The 16,882-nt window shown below is 33.3% G+C and carries 13 protein-coding genes; 6 read left to right on the plus strand and 7 right to left on the minus strand.

The features are described from left to right. Positions 1 to 276 precede the first annotated feature (276 nt). The 3 genes from C6H25_RS07660 to pyrB form a co-directional block, all read right to left on the minus strand. Positions 277 to 2,124 (minus strand): hypothetical protein, encoded by a 1,848-nt coding sequence (locus C6H25_RS07660; protein ID WP_104748842.1) that lies wholly within the window; start codon positions 2,122 to 2,124, stop codon positions 277 to 279. 148 nt (positions 2,125 to 2,272) lie between these two features. Further along, complete coding sequence (locus C6H25_RS07665; RefSeq protein ID WP_104748843.1) at positions 2,273 to 3,730, minus strand: outer membrane family protein; 1,458 nt, start codon at positions 3,728 to 3,730, stop codon at positions 2,273 to 2,275. Positions 3,731 to 4,011: 281 nt separating this feature from the next. Further along, entirely contained in the window at positions 4,012 to 4,944 is a 933-nt protein-coding gene (gene pyrB, locus C6H25_RS07670; RefSeq protein WP_104748844.1) for an aspartate carbamoyltransferase, read from the minus strand. Positions 4,945 to 5,011: 67 nt separating this feature from the next. Between pyrB and C6H25_RS07675 the strand changes: the two genes are divergently transcribed. Genes C6H25_RS07675 through C6H25_RS07700 form a run of 6 tightly spaced genes read left to right on the plus strand, consistent with a single transcriptional unit; the run spans position 5,012 to position 13,958 of the window. Next, the gene (locus tag C6H25_RS07675; protein WP_104748871.1) at positions 5,012 to 5,527 is read left to right on the plus strand and encodes a hypothetical protein; all 516 of its coding nucleotides are present in this window, start codon (positions 5,012 to 5,014) and stop codon (positions 5,525 to 5,527) included. Beyond that, positions 5,527 to 6,240 (plus strand): TlyA family RNA methyltransferase, encoded by a 714-nt coding sequence (locus C6H25_RS07680; protein ID WP_104748845.1) that lies wholly within the window; start codon positions 5,527 to 5,529, stop codon positions 6,238 to 6,240. Before C6H25_RS07675 ends, C6H25_RS07680 begins: the two co-directional genes overlap by 1 nt. Then, positions 6,200 to 7,048, plus strand: a complete 849-nt coding sequence (locus tag C6H25_RS07685) for a bifunctional riboflavin kinase/FAD synthetase (RefSeq protein WP_104748846.1) — start codon at positions 6,200 to 6,202, stop codon at positions 7,046 to 7,048. The genes C6H25_RS07680 and C6H25_RS07685 overlap by 41 nt, the downstream gene beginning before the upstream one ends. A gap of 36 nt (positions 7,049 to 7,084) precedes the next feature. Further along, positions 7,085 to 9,010, plus strand: coding sequence for a transketolase (tkt, locus tag C6H25_RS07690; RefSeq protein ID WP_104748847.1), 1,926 nt, complete (start codon positions 7,085 to 7,087; stop codon positions 9,008 to 9,010). Beyond that, the gene (locus tag C6H25_RS07695; protein ID WP_104748848.1) at positions 9,007 to 11,343 is read left to right on the plus strand and encodes a PD-(D/E)XK nuclease family protein; all 2,337 of its coding nucleotides are present in this window, start codon (positions 9,007 to 9,009) and stop codon (positions 11,341 to 11,343) included. The genes tkt and C6H25_RS07695 overlap by 4 nt, the downstream gene beginning before the upstream one ends. Continuing rightward, positions 11,340 to 13,958, plus strand: coding sequence for a DNA translocase FtsK (locus C6H25_RS07700; protein ID WP_104748849.1), 2,619 nt, complete (start codon positions 11,340 to 11,342; stop codon positions 13,956 to 13,958). The genes C6H25_RS07695 and C6H25_RS07700 overlap by 4 nt, the downstream gene beginning before the upstream one ends. Positions 13,959 to 14,864: 906 nt before the next feature. On the opposite strand, the gene C6H25_RS07705 is transcribed toward C6H25_RS07700, so the two are convergent. The 4 genes from C6H25_RS07705 to C6H25_RS07720 form a co-directional block, all read right to left on the minus strand. Further along, positions 14,865 to 15,062: a DUF1294 domain-containing protein gene (locus C6H25_RS07705; RefSeq protein ID WP_104748850.1), complete on the minus strand. Its 198-nt coding sequence runs from the start codon at positions 15,060 to 15,062 to the stop codon at positions 14,865 to 14,867. Between the two features lie 205 nt (positions 15,063 to 15,267). After that, a complete protein-coding gene (locus C6H25_RS07710) occupies positions 15,268 to 15,987 on the minus strand; it encodes a glycoside hydrolase family protein (protein ID WP_104748851.1) in 720 nt (239 codons plus the stop codon). Between the two features lie 11 nt (positions 15,988 to 15,998). Beyond that, positions 15,999 to 16,559, minus strand: coding sequence for a hypothetical protein (locus C6H25_RS07715; protein ID WP_104748852.1), 561 nt, complete (start codon positions 16,557 to 16,559; stop codon positions 15,999 to 16,001). Next, positions 16,552 to 16,881, minus strand: coding sequence for a hypothetical protein (locus C6H25_RS07720; RefSeq protein ID WP_104748853.1), 330 nt, complete (start codon positions 16,879 to 16,881; stop codon positions 16,552 to 16,554). Before C6H25_RS07720 ends, C6H25_RS07715 begins: the two co-directional genes overlap by 8 nt. Position 16,882 lies beyond the last annotated feature (1 nt).

The raw sequence follows: 16,882 nt of genomic DNA on the forward strand, positions 1-16,882 counted from the left end.
GCCATTTGATAGTTAGCCCCTAAAAACCAAGCGCTTTCTTCAGCCATTAAAGAACTAGCTAGAGATAAACTTAAACTTAAAGCACTAAAAAATTTTAATCTGTTATGAGACATTAAGAAATTTCCTTTTTTTAAATGATTTTACGAATGGAATAAAAAATAAGTTTGAATTGTAGCATAAAGGGGGGCAAGGGGGAGAAAAAAATAGCATTTTAAAATTGGTTTTAGTGATTTGTTGTAAAAGAAAAGGAATTAAATAGCTTGTTTAAAACCCTTTTTAAAAAACCCACCCCATATTAAAGTAGATATTAAAATGGCTCGCTCCCTCATTAAGCGTAAATTTGCCTTGATAGTTCGGTATTTTTAGGCGTGTTTTTAGGTGTTGTTGCACTAAAGGAATAGCAATACCTATGGAATATTTTAAATGCTTGTAACGATAATTGATTGCAGTATTGAAATCTAAATTTCCGGTATTATGAAAAGTGTTGTAAAACCCATAGCCATTGTATAACGCTCTCAAACCTAGAGAAATTCCTGCACTAGATTTAAAAATCCTTTTGGCGTTAGCATTTTTAGATGTGTCATATAGTGTGAGAAAATCTATTAAAATATCGCCCCCTACTCCTAAGCCAACTTGCTGAACTTTTTTCACTATGGCGTTTGGATTTTGCGAATAATTATATTTGATAATCCCATAAGCACTTAAACCTACATAGTCATTAAAATAATATAAATAACCACTTTTAACATTAAATCCAAGCATAGCGAGATTGTAATTTTTTGTGCCTAGATTAATCTTTGTTGTTTGAGATGAAGAAATTGTGCTAGTGAGTTGGTTTAATAGCATGCTCGTTTGATTTAAAAGGCTGTTTTTAAAATCTGCGTTTTCTTTTGTATTAGGGGCTGTTTGCTTGCCAATGGTGTTATAGTTAATAGGAAGTTTATTAGCCTTTCCTAGCTCTGCCCATACTTGCTCGGTTTGCCCTACCATGCCACTATAATAAGTCTTGCCATTATGTTCTATAGTTTGGTTATCGTTACTGCAAGTCTCAGTGCCACCGACATTACCATTAGGGCAAGTCATATTCCCATAATGAGAATACCCTTTAGCATGACCAAATTCATGAATTAGAGTGCCTAGGAGTTTGCGTTCGTTTTCATTAGATAAATCAAAATTAGTGAGAAAAGTATCAGTTGTTGGGTCAATGGTTTGAAGTCTAATGCCCATGTATGCGCTATCATATTTCTTTCCGGTAAGCCCATTAAAACCCTTACTTGTCTCATTTTGGCTCAGAACGCCCAAAAATAAATCAATCTCTTTGCGGTAATTTTCAATGATTGATTGGCGGTTGTTATTTAAATTAGGAAATCGCTCATCTGTAAAAACGCCCGGATAATTTAAAATCGCCTCCGCCCATTCATTAGAGCTTAACACAGCCGCATAATCATAAAAGATATTGGCAAAGTCTTTAGCCTCTTGAACGCTGATATTTTTAGTATCAATAACCGATTTTTCTAATCCCGCAAAACTACCATTAATATCTACGCTCATATTCTTAAAAGCATTAAGCGTAGCTTGTGTTGTGGTGTCTGAAAATTGGCTTGCATCTAAGCTTAGTTGCGTAGCATCTGCCCAAGATGATTGCAAGCTGTCTATTTCTTTAGAATCAAGCTCACTCACATTAAAACTAACTTCTTGATACGCCCCTATTTCTTTAATCCCCGCTATGGTAGTCTCACTTCCATTGGCGTTTTTTATTTTTAAATACACATTGTATAAATCATAAGGCAAATAATTCTTAATGCCAAGGGTTTTAACGCCATTATTTTCATTGATAAAAAATTTTATAGGGCGTTTAGTGGAAAATCCGCTTGTGCCATAGCTGACATTTTGAGGTGTCCACACATCTGTAGATGATGTTTTAGAAATAAAAGGAAGAAGTTTAGGGCTGGGTTGCGAACTGATAGCTTTTTGTCTTGTGAGCGTTTCTTTAGTTTGCAATAACCCAGTCTCAAACCCTCCCTCAATAAAAAAGCCATTTTTAGGGTGCGCTACCAAAGAATCCACAAACATGCTAAAAAACATGCTCTTAAAATACAAACCATTTAAAAAACCTTTATTCATTCCTATCCACGCCTTTTTATCTTGCTCAATATTATTTAATCAGAATAGTTAAAAATAATCTCTTATTAAGTATATATTAGAAAATTTTTTACTTTATTGCTAAAAAATATTTATTAAAGTAACAAAAATCACCTAAAATTAAACATTGTTAAAATTTGGCTCTTAGAGTGGTCATCAAATGGCTTCTATCTGAATAAAGTGCTTTAGAGCCAGGTGTTGGAGTATAGCTACCCACCATAAAACCAGCATGCGTCATTACCCCAAAATATTCTAGTTTCACATTGGCTGATAAGCTCTTAGTGATTTTATAGCCAAAGTTTACCGCTACACTAGCCTCATTGGCTATGGTGCTACTAGTCCAGCGCCATAAAGTCCCCCATAAAAATTTCTTATGCACGCCCCCACCAAAAATCCACCCTGAGACCGCATCAGCAGTTACCACATGGCTCATAGACTGACCAATATCATAAACGCTGTTAGCCCAAAAATCTATGCCTAAAGGATTTCCTGTAGTGCCTATGTAAGCGTTCGCATTTTTCCATACTTTATAAAATGCTGCACCAAAATTAAATTCGTTATAGTCAAAGCGTTGTCTAATAAGCAAGCTCTGTCCAGCGGTGCCAGCTCTCATAGCATAACGATAATTATTTCTAACAAGTGGGGCATGCACAGGCAATAAAATATAAACTTTAGTTTCAGCCCTAAAACCCAAACCATTAAATTTAGGATTACTATCATAACCTAAAGCAATACCTGGGCTATAGTAAGTTCCCGGAGAAAATTGAAAAAAGGGGTTGATGCTAATGCCTTTTCTCTCATAAGTATAGCTTAAAAGATGAATGCCATAATTAATGGTTCTGCGAATTGTTCCGTCAGCATATTTTAATTGAACGGTTCTTGGAGAATAAAAATCATAAAGATACTGCCCATAAGCAAATGCCCTTCCCCATGAGCTAAACCACCACATTTTATGTGTCCCCTCATTCTTATCCTTAAGTTTAGTGCTGATTTCAAAACCTTGAGTATAACCACTCATATAAGGGGCTTTAGATTCATAACGACCCCCCTTGGCTACAAAAATATCTTTATAGCGGTATTCTAAATACGCATTGTTAAACACATAATTACGGCGGATTTTATTCATTTTGGCATTTCCGCAAGCCTCAGTATCTATGACCTTGCCATCAGGTCCTTTAGCACATTGATGGATACCACTCCCATCTAATTGAGCTGATTTACCCCCCAAATAACCATTCCAATAACCAATGTAGTTATAAATGACTGAGCCACCCAGATTGAATTTTGTATCATCATAAGCTACCCCTCCTATCGTGCCACCGACCTTTCCTTCTAAAGAATGTCCTAAACTTTTTAAATGCTTAGGCAACAAGTCTGCATAGATATTGCCTTGACCCACAGCGGTTACAAAAGTTTCTGTAGGATAAATTCCCTTAGCAACATCAATTTTGTTGTTATTAAAACCTACTTTAGAAAATGACTCCGCTTGAACGCTGATTTTATAATCATAAGCCCCTAAGCTTGAAAGCAACCCTAAAGCACACAACCCATAAAAAACTCTATTCTTCAAAAACGCACTATTTTTCATATCTAATATTCCTTTTATTATCAAATAGCACCTATTCTTAAGAAAGGCATCAAATCATAAACCCTACTAACAACGACCTTAAAATAACTAATTATAAACAAAGAGCAATAGTTAAGTTATCCATTCATTTACTATTTATGAAACTTAACTACACTGGAATTATAATGGAAGATTTTTAGATTCACACTAAAATTGAGACAGATTAAAGCAAAAATGATAGATTTATGATAATTTTTTACACATCGGCTTAAGAAAAATTAAACCAAATCCTTAAAACCAATTTATCTTAAAGTTGCTAATAAAAATTCTAACACTGCCATACGCATCGCCACGCCATTTTTGACCTGCTCTAGGACTTTAGAGCGTTTATCTTCTAATACAGTGCTTTCTATATCAATATCCCTATGCACAGGGCCTGGGTGCAAGATTATCACTTCCTTATTTTTAGCATGTTTTTCTAGCCTTTCTTGGGTAATACAATAAGCGTTGCCATAATCTTTTAAACTAGCAAAAATAGGTGTATTATGGCGTTCAGTTTGGGTTCTTAAACTCATCAAAATATCCCCAAACTCTATAGCTTCTTCAATTTTATGTGTGGTTCTTAAAGAAGTTGTAGGAAGCATAGAGCTTGGAGCACACAGCATTATTTCAAGTCCAAATCTCTGAAGTAACTTAATGTTACTATTTGCTACTCTTGAATTTTTTACATCGCCGATAAATGCGATTTTCTTTCCTTTCAAATTTTCTATTTGACTGTCAAAATGCTTATAAATGGTGAGTAAATCTAATAGTGCTTGGGTAGGATGAGCGTTTGTGCCACTTCCAGCATTGATTAAGGGGCATTGAGAAAACTCTACTAATTTAAAAGGCGTGCTCGAAAAAGCATGGCGCATAATCATAGCATTTGGTTGCATGGCATGAATATTTTTAAAAGTGTCTATTAAAGTCTCACCTTTTGAAGTGGAGCTAGTTTGCATGTTTAGTTTCACCATTTTTGCCCCTAATCTTAAAGTGGCGATTTCAAAGCTAGACACCGTTCTGGTAGAATTTTCAAAAAATAAAGCCACGATAATTTTGTCTTGCATTTTTTCTTTTGTTTCTACAGACACAGCGTTAAAGTCGTTTGCATAAACACTTGCTTTTTCTAGCAAAAGTTTAATTTCATCAACACTTAAATCGCTTGTTTGAAGTAAATGACGGCATTTTTTTGGCATAAAACCCCCTTTTAGTTATAATGTGGCTTTTATTTTAGCTAAAAATGATATGGGTTTTAGCAAGGAAATGGGCTTGAAAAATCTCTCAATACTTTTAGTATTCTTATTTTTTTGTTTGGGGTGTGTGAGTAATTTTAATGAAGACACTTACACGCTAGACTTAGTTTTAGAAAAAAAGATTCAAGCTAGTAGAAAAGGCGAGATTACTAAAGACAATGTCCCTATCATCACAGCGATTGCTACACATTTAAACGATGTAGATAATGGCACATACTACTACCATGAGTATTTTTTAGTAGAGATTTTTACCCAAAATAGCGACTATATAGATAATGATTATATCTCTTATGAGCTTTTTGGCAGAAAGCCTACAGGCTCAGATCCTTTATGGGTTAGAGAAATTACAAAAGATGAGTTTGATGGAATTTTAGAAACCACTAATAAATGGAGCAGAGCCTTTTTGCTTGCCTTTCCTAAATTAGATTATTTGGCGGTTAAAGAAGCTAAATTAGAGCTAAATGCCTATAGTTTAGGTGCTATTACTTTTAATTTCGCTTATCAAGTTCCTTTGCCACAATTTTAATGCGATTAGACTACGCCTTATTTAACAAAAATTTAGTGAATAGTAGAGAAAAGGCTAAGGCTTTAATTTTAAAAAAACAAGTTTTAGTTAATAAGGTAGTAATCTCTAAGCCATCTTTTATCATTAAAGATAGCGATGAAATTGAGTTAATCGCTAGAAATCTGTTTGTCAGTAGAGCAGGAGAAAAATTAGGGGCTTTTTTAGAAACTCACCCCATAAACTTTAAAGATAAAATTATTTTAGATGTGGGAGCGAGTAAGGGGGGCTTTAGCGAAGTCTCTCTTTTAAAAGGGGCCAAAAAAGTGCTTTGTGTTGATGTAGGGAAAATGCAATTAGATGAGAGTTTGAAAAATGACAAACGCATAGAGTGTTATGAAGAATGCGATATTAGAGCCTTTAAAACACTAGAAAAAATTGATTTATTGCTTTGTGATGTGAGCTTTATTTCATTATATTGTATTTTAGAAGCAATTTTGCCTTTAAGCGGTGAGTTTTTGGTGCTTTTCAAACCACAATTTGAAGTGGGTAAAAACATAAAACGCAATAAAAAGGGGGTTGTTATGGATACAAAAGCCATTTTTAACGCCTTAGAAAAGTTTAAAAACCATTTAGAAACACAGAATATGAAAATCTTAAATATTCAAGAAAGCTTAGTGAAAGGTAAGAATGGGAATGTTGAATTTTTTATCCATTTCAAGCGAACCTACGATTAAAAGCCTAGCTATCGGCAAATTTGATGGCTTACATTTAGGGCATAAGGCTCTTTTGAGAGAATTAAAAGACCCAAAAGCTCTTTTAATCATAGAAAAAGAAAATTACACTAGACCCTATTTAACCCCCCTAAATTATCGCTCTAAACTTATTGATATGCCCTTATTTTTTGTGTTTTTAGAAAAAATTTCGCATTTGAGTGCTTTAGAATTTTTAGGGCTTTTAAAAAACAAGTTTCCACATTTAGAACGCCTAGTGGTGGGCTATGATTTTAGGTTTGGATATAAACGCAAAAATGATGCCTTATTTTTAAAAGAGCATTTCAAAGAGACGATTGTTGTGCCTGAAGTAAAGGTTGAAAACACTAGCGTGCACTCTAAAATGATAAAATTAGCCTTAAATAATGGAGACTTGATTTTAGCTAACAAGCTCTTAGGCAGGCATTATGAAGTGCTTGGAGAAGTCATTAAAGGACAAGGCTTAGGGCATAAAGAATTAGTGCCTACTTTAAATTTAAAAATAAAAGATTTTATTCTTCCTAGCTTTGGGGTGTATGCAAGCTTAGTTAAGATTGAAAATCAAATTGATAAAAGCGTAAGTTTTTTGGGCAATCGCTTAAGCACGGATAAAAACTTCGCCATAGAATGCCATGCGCTTGATAAGACAATAGAAAACCCACCTAAAGAACTCACTCTGCAATTTGTAGAAAAGATAAGAGACAACATGCCCTTTAATTCTTTAAAAGAGCTTAAAAACCAAATTCAAAAAGACATCTCAACTGCCAAAGAGATTTTAAGTAATTTGTGTTAAAATGGGCTTTAAAAAACCTTAAAAATGGAAAAATTTATGCAATTGAGTAACGCTGATTTAAAACGCTTAGAAAATATGGCTACAACCTTACGCTTTTTGTGTGCGGATATGATAGATAGGGCTAATAGTGGGCATCCGGGCGTGTGCTTAGGATTAGCTGATGTGATGGTAGTTTTAAGTTTGCATTTAAATCTTAATCCTACTAATCCTAAATGGCTTAATAGAGACAGATTAGTTTTTAGTGGGGGGCATGCGAGTGCGTTAGCTTATAGCTTACTCCATTTATGGGGCTTTAATGTGAGTTTAGAAGACTTAAAGAATTTCAGGCAATTAGATTCTAAAACCCCAGGACATCCCGAATTACACCACACAGAAGGCATTGAAATCACTACAGGTCCTTTAGGACAAGGCTTTGCTAATGCTGTAGGCTTTAGCATGGCTAGTCAATACGCTCAAAACCTTTTGAATAAAGAAGTCATTTCTCATAAGGTCTATTGTTTGTGCGGAGATGGGGATTTACAAGAAGGTATTAGCTATGAGAGTGCGTCTCTAGCGGGACATCATAACCTTGATAATTTAGTTGTGATTTATGATAGCAACCAAATTAGTATTGAAGGCTCTACTCAAATTAGCTTTAGCGAAGATGTTAAAAAGCGCTTTTTAGCCCAAAATTGGGAAGTGCTAGAATGCGATGGGCATAACTATCAAGCTATTTATGACGCTCTAGAAGAAGCCAAAAAGGCCACTAAACCCACTCTTTTAATCGCTCACACAACTATTGGTAAGGGGGCTATTGGCTTAGAAGGAAGCGAAAAAACGCATGGCTCACCCTTAAATAAAGAAGTTTTAAAACAATCCAAAGAAAACGCTCATTTCAATCCTAATGAAAGTTTTGTCATTGATTCAAAAATTAAAATGTATTTTGAAGAAATGAAAGTTAGGGGCATTAGCTTAGAAGCTTTGTGGGAAAAATCTTTAAGCCCTAGCATAAAGGAAAAAATTGAATCTTTAAAGAATTTTGATTTTAATACCATCAACTACCCCACTTTTAAAGAAGGCGAGAGTTTAGCCACTAGAGTGAGTAATGGAATGATTTTAAATGCTATTGCTAAAGAGTATGAAGGCTTTTTAGGGGGGAGTGCGGATTTAGCCCCTTCTAATAACACACATTTAAAACACTCTAGTGATTTTCCTTTAGGACAAAACTTGCATTTTGGAATTAGAGAGCATGCTATGGGGGCTATTACTAATGCTCTAGCTACTTATGGCTTGTTTGTGCCCTTTTGTGCGACCTTTTTTGTCTTTAGCGATTATTTAATGCCTAGCATGCGTTTAAGTGCTTTGATGAAGTTAAAAGCCCTTTTTATTTTTACGCATGATAGCATCGGTGTGGGTGAAGATGGAGCTACACACCAGCCTATAGAGCAACTAAGCCATTTACGCTCTTTAGTTAATTTCTATGCTTTTAGACCAAGCGATGCTTTTGAAAATATCGCTTGCATGCAGGTGGCATTAAGCCTAAATGCCCCTAGTGGCTTTATTTTATCTCGCCAAAACTTACCTGTGCTTAATGAAGTCTCTAAAGAGCAAGTTCTAAAAGGGGCGTATATTAAACACTATGCTAAAAACCCTGTAATCACGCTCGTTGCAAGCGGGAGCGAAGTCTCTCTTGTTTTAGAAAGTGCTAAAAAATTAGAACAAGTTAATATCCAAGCTCAAGTAGTAAGTGTGCCATGCTTTGATTTACTCATAGAACAAGATGAAAGCTATTTTAAAGAGCTTTTTAAGGGTAAAGTCTTAGTCATTGAAGCAAGTAGAGGCTTAGAATGGTATCGTTTTGCTGATAAAATCATTAGCATGGATTGTTTTGGAAGCTCAGCCAAAGGCGATAAACTCTTTGAAAAATTTGGCTTTAATGTTGAAAATATCATCACTCAAGCTAAAGAGTTGCTGAACGCATGAATTTAAAAAAACTTTTTTCACAAAAAGCCCCCCTATTTGTCTTTAGCTCTACAAGGCGTTTAAAAAACTTCTATTTAGAGCAAGGCGAAGGGTTTTTGGATAATGCCATGAGCATGGGGAGCTTTTTTGAACAAGCTTTTTATATTCCTAATAAAAAGAAAATTCCAAAAAGCGTGCGTCAAATTTTAATGATAGACACCATTAAAGAAATCACTAGAGAAAAAAGCACTATGCTTGAAGGGCTTTTGCTTTTTGAAAATAGCTTTTTGGGATACTTAGAAAGCACTTCTTTTTTATTTGATTTATTTGATGAATTAAGTTCGGCTAATATTGAGCTTAATAAAATTTCTCTTAAAGACACTTACTTAGATTACGAACAGCATTTAGAAGTCTTAGAGATGATTTATCAACGCTATGTCAAAAAGCTAGAAAAACTAGGGTTTTATGACAAAATTATGCAAGAAAAACCAACAATTCTAAAAGAATTTTTCACTCATTTTTCATCAATTGAATGGCATTTAGACGGCTTTATGAGTGTTTTTGAAAGGCAATGCTTATTAGAAGTTGCTCAATTAGTGCCTATCACTTTACACATTACTTGCGATAAATACAATCAAAAATTTTTAGAATTTTTAAATTTAGATTTAGAAATAGATTGTGATTATTCTATAGATTTTAAAAGTCAAAAAATCCTTTCTAAGACTTCTAATGATAAACAAATAAAGCCACGCCTTTATGCAAACTCTAGTTTCTTAAAACAAAGTGCCTTGATTTTACAAACCATAGAAGAGTATTTACAAAAAAATAACGACCCTAATAAAATGGCAATTATCACGCCTAATGCTGAATTTTTACCCTTTTTAAAACTCTTAGACAAGCATAATAATTTAAATTTCGCTATGGGCTTAGGGGCTAAAAATTGCCCTTATTACACAGAGCTTACTAACGAATTAGAAAAATTAGAAGAAAGTGATTTTAATAATGATTTAACTCCCTTAGAAAATTTAGAAAATCTCACGCTCTTTCTTTTAGAAAAACAAAGCTCCAAAGAACGCACCTTATTAAAAGAAACGCATTCTAAAATCATGCACCATTATCATCTGCTACAAAATACGCTTAAAAACTATCGTTTTAAAGATTTATTGCGTTTGTATTTACAAGAATTTGAAGAGAATTATCGCCTAGATGATTCTAGTGGGGGTAAGGTGCGTGTTATGGATACCTTAGAGACAAGGGGCATGCATTTTGATAAAATTGTTGTCGCTGATTTTAATGAAGCTTGTGTGCCTAATCTTAAAGATTGCGATTTGTTTTTAAACTCTACTTTAAGAAAATCACTCAATCTCCCCACTTTATTAGACAAGAAAAATTTACAAAAACACTACTACTACCAGCTCTTTAAAAACTCTAAAGAAATTGTGCTTTCTTATATAGAGAGTGAGACTTCAAAAGTCTCTAGCATGCTTTTGGAATTAGATTTGAATTTAGAGCCTATAAAAGACGCTTACACGCTTTTTGCAAAAAATACTCTTAAAGCCTATCAAGAAGAAGAAATCATTGACACTATTGCTAAAGATTTTTGCTTTAGTGCTAGCTCACTAAATACTTTTCTAACTTGTAAGCGTCGTTTCTATTACCACTATATTAAACAATTTAGAGAAAGCCCTAAAGAAGAAAATAATAGTGCTGTGGGTAGCTTACTCCATGAGTTGTTAAAAGTGGCGTATGAAGACAACAAAAGCCCCCATTTATTAGAAGAAAGGCTTACTCAACTATTAGAAACAAGAGAAAATACCACTTCTAAAGAGCGTTTAGACACTCTTGTAGCGATTAAAAAAATCCAAGCTTTTTATATTAAAGAGCAACAACGCTTTAATGAAAAAATCAATATCCTTGAGCTTGAAAAAGGCTTTGAAACAACTATTGATGGCATTACTTTTAAAGGACGCATAGATAGAATTGATAAAGAGATTACTAATCATATTATTTTATTAGACTACAAATTTAAAAGCGATTTAAAACTAGACAACATGAGCGAAAAACAAAGAAACAGCTTAAGCCCCACAGAAATCGCTCAAACTAGCACAGATTATCAAATGGCAATTTATGTATATGCTCTTAAAAACTTAGGTTACAAAGAGCCCATAAAGGCATTTTTTTATGATTTAAGAAAGGGCGAGCTAAAAGAAGAAGAAGAGCTAATTTTACAAGCTAAAATGGCATATTTAGATGACACTCTGATTCCCCTACTCAAGCAAGAAATCTCTTTTTCTAAAACTTTAGAAACCAAAGCTTGTGGATTTTGCTCTTTTAAAGATATGTGTAATCAATGAAATCTAAAAAACTCTATTTAGCTTTAATCATAGGGGTCATATTAGCGTTTCTGACCCTATCTTCATGGCTAGGTAATAGCGGATTAGTGGGGCGTTTTGGAATGTGGTTTGCTACGCTTAATAAAGAATATTTTGGGTATCTTTCATTCATTAACTTACCCTACTTAGCATTCATTTTGTTTCTTTTGTATAAAACCAAAAACCCCCTTACAGAAATTGTTTTAGAAAAAACTTTGGGGCATTTATTAGGAATTTTATCCTTATTGCTTCTACAATCTAGTTTTTTTAATCAAGGTGAAATCGGCAATAGTGTGTGCTTATTTTTACGCCCCCTTATAGGCAATTTTGGCATTGATATGCTTATTTTTTTAATGGCACTAATTTCTTATCTCATTTTGTTTAAATTACCCTCAAAAAGCGTTTTTACGCCCTATATCCTAAAGCTACAAGCCTTTTTAAAACAAGTTTATAAGCAATGTTTGCAAGCTTTTATCCCCAAAAGAGATTCGCATTTGCCCCATAGCTTAGATGAATTAGATTTACCCTCCATTGAGCCTAAAAAACCTCAAACCACAAAAGAAGATTTTAAAGCACCTAATGAGCCTCAAGAACCTTTAAATAACGACCCTCTCATCGCCATTCCTACCCCATATAATAGCACCTTAAACACTTTAGAACCCCCAAAAGGCTCGGTTGAAATCTCTTCTAATGCCCCTACTGATTTTGTGATTTATCCTAATAGAAACAAGCTTATTGAAAAAGATTACGAATTGGCAGAAAACCAAGTCAAACAAGTTATCCACCCAACTATCCCAAAGGCTCAAACTAACCCAACGCACATGCCACAAGAAAATAAGACAGAAGAGACAAGCCTTAGAGAAAAAGAAACAAACCCTAAAGAAGAAACTACATTACTTAAAACTTCGCTTGAAGAAGAAAAGCATCAAAAAGTTACACAGAGCAATGAAACTAAAAGCGATACCATTATAAACACCTTAGAAGAAACCCCTAAAAATTCCAAAGAAGAAGAATTGAAACAACCCATCCTAATAGAAACCCAAAAAGAAGAAGGAGAAATACAAGAAACCCCAAATATAACTAACGAGCAAGAGCCAATCACAGAAAGCACCAACACTTCCAAAAAACATGTTTTAATCACAGAGCTAAGTGAAAATAAAGAAATGCTAGACGCCCTAGATTATAATGAAAAAATAGAAAAGCCAAAAGATTACGAACTTCCCTCTATAACCTTGCTAAATAAAATCCTCACACAATCCATTTCGCTAGATGAAAACGAAATTGACCAAAAAATCCAAGATTTACTCTCTAAGCTTCGCACCTTTAAAATTGATGGCGATATTGTGCGCACCTATTCAGGCCCTATCGTTACCACCTTTGAATTTCGTCCAGCCCCCAATGTGAAAGTGAGTCGCATTTTAGGCTTGAGCGATGATTTAGCGATGACTTTATGTGCGGAATCTATTCGTATCCAAGCCCCTATTAAGGGTAAAGATGTAGTCGGCATTGAAATTCCTAACTCTCAAAGCCAAATCATTTATCTAAGAGAGATTTTAGAAAGCGAATTGTTTCAAAAATCTAGCTCGCCCTTAACTCTAGCTTTAGGTAAAGATATAGTAGGAAATCCTTTTATTACAGATTTAAAAAAGCTCCCCCACCTACTTATTGCCGGCACTACAGGAAGTGGTAAAAGCGTGGGCGTGAATGCGATGATTTTATCCTTGCTCTATAAAAACCCCCCTGAACAATTAAAGCTTGTGATGATAGACCCCAAAATGGTGGAATTTAGCATTTATGCTGAAATCCCCCACTTACTCACCCCTATTATTACTGACCCTAAAAAAGCTATAGGAGCCTTGCAAAGCGTAGCCAAAGAAATGGAGCGCAGATACTCTTTAATGAGTGAATACAAGGTTAAAACCATAGATTCTTATAACGAACAAGCTAAAAATAATGGCGTTGAAGCGTTCCCTTATTTAGTTGTTGTGATTGATGAATTAGCGGATTTAATGATGACAGGGGGTAAAGAGGCAGAATTTCCTATTGCTAGGATTGCACAAATGGGGCGAGCGAGTGGCTTACACTTAATTGTAGCGACCCAACGCCCAAGCGTAGATGTCGTAACCGGTCTTATTAAAACCAACTTACCTTCAAGAGTGAGTTTTAGGGTAGGCACTAAAATTGATTCTAAAGTGATTTTGGATACTGAGGGTGCACAGAGTTTATTAGGAAGAGGTGATATGCTATTCACTCCACCCGGAATCGTAGGGCTTGTAAGATTGCATGCACCTTTTGCTAGTGAAGAAGAGATTAAAAACATTGTAGATTTCATCAAGTCTCAAAGAGAAGTAGAATACGATAAAAATTTCTTATTAGAAGAATCTCGTATGCCTTTAAATGCGTCTAGCAATCAAAATGGGGATATTATGGAGAGAGCTAAAGCCGTGATTTTAGAAGAAAAAAACACTTCTACAAGCTTTTTACAACGAAAGCTAAAAATCGGCTATAACCAAGCTGCCACCATTACTGATGAACTAGAGGCTCAAGGCTTTTTATCTCCAAGAAACGCTAAGGGGAATAGAGAAATTTTGGGCTAGTTTTTCGCATGCTTAGATTTTTAAAACATTGCAAGAAAACATATTAAAAGTTGTTTTTGTATTGAATAATTTCTATAAAAAATTATCCAAATAAAATATTACAAATCAGTTTATCACCTTAAGCTTGAAAGCAAAATAAAAGCATTCTTTAATCAAGATTTTTACGATACCAATAATGGAAGATTAGACATGATGAGAAACAGACAAAAAACAGAATTGCTATCACTCAAAGGCAAAAAAACCTAACTTATGGACTTATATAAACCTTTTTTAAAAAACTAGTAATATATTGATAGCCTTATATCCTTTAACGATGGATTTTATCAATCATTGTTTTTGCTAAAGAGCAGGTTTTAGAATCGTAGATAAAACAAGCTTTGCAGATGTAGCAAGTAGAAAATACATCTAAAGAGAATGGTAATAATAAGTTCAATAATAAAAATACATAGCGGGAATATCCAAGCAGTATGAAATTAGCCTATTAAAACTCTATGCTACAATTTTTAAGCTTACTTTTGCTTTCTATTTATTCCCAAGTAGAGCTATTTAAAAGCTCTCACCCTACTTGATGTTCTTAAGAATACCTCTAGCACTTAAAAACGCTCACCAACTCAACATCCCATCCTTACCTTACTTATATAAACGGCTTAAAAAGTCTTAAAGATATTCTTATTTTCTTAAGTTTTTTACGCTATTGCTGTGTTTTTGTTTGTTTTTTTATTTTAATAAAGATAAAAACTACTAAGATGTAAGCATTTTGCAACAATTCAAAACTCTTGATTTTTGGATTCTTAAGGCTAAATCCAGATTTTTATTCTAAATAAAATATAAATCTTACTAAAAAATACTTACACAGAAAAATAAAACGTTGTGTTTTCTAATAACCCAATCATTGAAATGCTATATTTAAAACTTAGGTTTTAATATTTTATGTCTATATACTTTCATAGCTATAATAAACCCAATAAACCCACCCAAAACAGACAATATCCACAAGATTTTTTCTGGAACACGCCAGTCGCCCTTTATGGCATAATCTTTATCCATCTTCATAACCATATAGGTTAAAATATTAATCATAAGTGCATAAATAACAACTAACATAACCTTACCCTTTCAGTCATACAACAATGCTTTAGCAAACATTCTATAGAGCCATAAAAATAGTTAGTAAAAAAATAATTAATAGAAATAAAAGCGTTATTTTTTTGCTTTTTAAAGAGAGGGAGAGGGAGAGACAAAATTTTGATATTAATTCTCAATATTCATTCCTTTACAAAAAATCACAAGAGATTATAACATAAAAACATCACATTGAAATCAAACGATTATCTTGGAAACAAAACGCATTATCTGGTCGTTTTAAAAATTCTTGTAATAATTTTTGCCCCTCTTTAGTTCTCATTAAAGTATCTATTAAACACTCTTTAAGCTTTTTAGTCTCTTTGTTCTTATTTTCTTGTGTTAAATTATGTTCATCAAAAAATTCTGGAACAGAAGAATGTTTTTCTAGCTCAATCCCTACTTCTTTGAGTGCATCGGCTATATTGTATTTTTCTTTGCAGTAATTTTTGCAAGTGCCAAATTGTAAAAATTCCATGTTTCTTTGAGCTCTTTTTCCTACTTGAAAATAATATTTGCTCTTTTGTAATCTTTCTATGGCTAAGGAATAATTTTCATCTTCTATAGCTTTAATGAATTGCTTAAAATCAAGTAAGCCTTTTAATCCTAAGTTATAACTTAAATCTAAAATAACCATTTTTCTAACTTTATTTAAGTTTTTATACCATTCATAAGAAAGAAGCTTAGTATCATTGTTCTTTAATTCTTTAACTAAAATAAAATAAGCTTTATTTTTAGTGATATTCTTATCTTTATAATATTCATATTCTTTTTTATGAACGCTTAAATTGTAACCATAGCCAATTGTGGCATGACCTACTTTATCGGTGTAAATTACAGATGAAAACCCCTCTGAATCCATCAGTAAAAACGAGGCTGCTAAAATCAATTTGCTAACACAAAGCATTGAATGCCTTTTTAATTATCTTTATTGTTCTTAATTCTTAGTTCCTCTTGTTTCTTAAGAATCATTTCTTCAGTAATGTTAGAAAGTTTGTCCTTATTATGAGTATTTTCTTCTTTATGATGAATTTCTTCTTGTTTTTTTAAAATTATCTCTTCAGCGATATTAGAGAGCTTTTCTCTATGAGAGACTTTTTCATTTTTTTGACGCAAACGAGTTTTAAAATTCTCTCTTATTTGTATCTTTTTTTGGATTAATGCAAACATTTTTTTACTAAACTGATAACAATTGCGCACACTAATAACAATCACGCCCCATTTAATCAATAAAGCGATTAAAAGCAGAATTGAAGAACTAGAAGTGTCTAATAAAAACTGACGAATATCGCTATAAACCCAAATATCTGCTAAAACAATTAGTAAAGTAATAAAAATAGAAAATACAATACTTTTAAATCTAAAAAGCCAAGCCACTATTACAAACCCTCTAGTATGCCTATGAGCTAAAAGCCATCGCTCATTCTTTTCATTAAAAAAACCTATTAAACTTGAGATAACGCTATTTTTCTTACTCATCTTTGCCTTTCTCCCAGACTTCTTTGAAATGCTTTGTATTTTTTTCTTTATTTTCTTTAAATTCTTTAGCTTGAATTTGTTCTAAAAGCCTTTTTTCTTCAGCTTCAAACATGATTTTTAATTCTTCTTCATTAAAATCGCTTAATTTCATGTTTTCTTTTAATAAGCGTTTTTCTACGATTTTAACAGCTTGTTCTCTAATTTTTTGAGTTTTTTCTTTAAAAAGTGCTTGTTTAGTTTTTTGAAGTGCCTTATGAGTGTTTTCTTGTATAGAATGCCCAAAGGTATTTAAAAAATCTTTTACTTGATGCATTATTTTCATT

Source organism: Helicobacter cetorum (assembly GCF_900198405.1).
Lineage (GTDB): Bacteria > Campylobacterota > Campylobacteria > Campylobacterales > Helicobacteraceae > Helicobacter > Helicobacter cetorum_C.

Excerpts from the sequence above, each read along its gene's own strand:
- C6H25_RS07715 (WP_104748852.1), bottom strand. The coding sequence starts at position 16,559 with ATGAGTAAGAAAAATAGCGTTATCTCAAGTTTAATAGGTTTTTTTAAT.
- C6H25_RS07680 (WP_104748845.1), top strand. The coding sequence starts at position 5,527 with ATGCGATTAGACTACGCCTTATTTAACAAAAATTTAGTGAATAGTAGA.
- C6H25_RS07700 (WP_104748849.1), top strand. The coding sequence starts at position 11,340 with ATGAAATCTAAAAAACTCTATTTAGCTTTAATCATAGGGGTCATATTA.
- C6H25_RS07685 (WP_104748846.1), top strand. The coding sequence starts at position 6,200 with ATGTTGAATTTTTTATCCATTTCAAGCGAACCTACGATTAAAAGCCTA.
- tkt (WP_104748847.1), top strand. The coding sequence starts at position 7,085 with ATGCAATTGAGTAACGCTGATTTAAAACGCTTAGAAAATATGGCTACA.
- C6H25_RS07660 (WP_104748842.1), bottom strand. The coding sequence starts at position 2,124 with ATGAATAAAGGTTTTTTAAATGGTTTGTATTTTAAGAGCATGTTTTTT.
- C6H25_RS07720 (WP_104748853.1), bottom strand. The coding sequence starts at position 16,881 with ATGAAAATAATGCATCAAGTAAAAGATTTTTTAAATACCTTTGGGCAT.
- C6H25_RS07705 (WP_104748850.1), bottom strand. The coding sequence starts at position 15,062 with ATGTTAGTTGTTATTTATGCACTTATGATTAATATTTTAACCTATATG.
- C6H25_RS07695 (WP_104748848.1), top strand. The coding sequence starts at position 9,007 with ATGAATTTAAAAAAACTTTTTTCACAAAAAGCCCCCCTATTTGTCTTT.
- pyrB (WP_104748844.1), bottom strand. The coding sequence starts at position 4,944 with ATGCCAAAAAAATGCCGTCATTTACTTCAAACAAGCGATTTAAGTGTT.
- C6H25_RS07665 (WP_104748843.1), bottom strand. The coding sequence starts at position 3,730 with ATGAAAAATAGTGCGTTTTTGAAGAATAGAGTTTTTTATGGGTTGTGT.
- C6H25_RS07675 (WP_104748871.1), top strand. The coding sequence starts at position 5,012 with ATGGGCTTGAAAAATCTCTCAATACTTTTAGTATTCTTATTTTTTTGT.
- C6H25_RS07710 (WP_104748851.1), bottom strand. The coding sequence starts at position 15,987 with ATGCTTTGTGTTAGCAAATTGATTTTAGCAGCCTCGTTTTTACTGATG.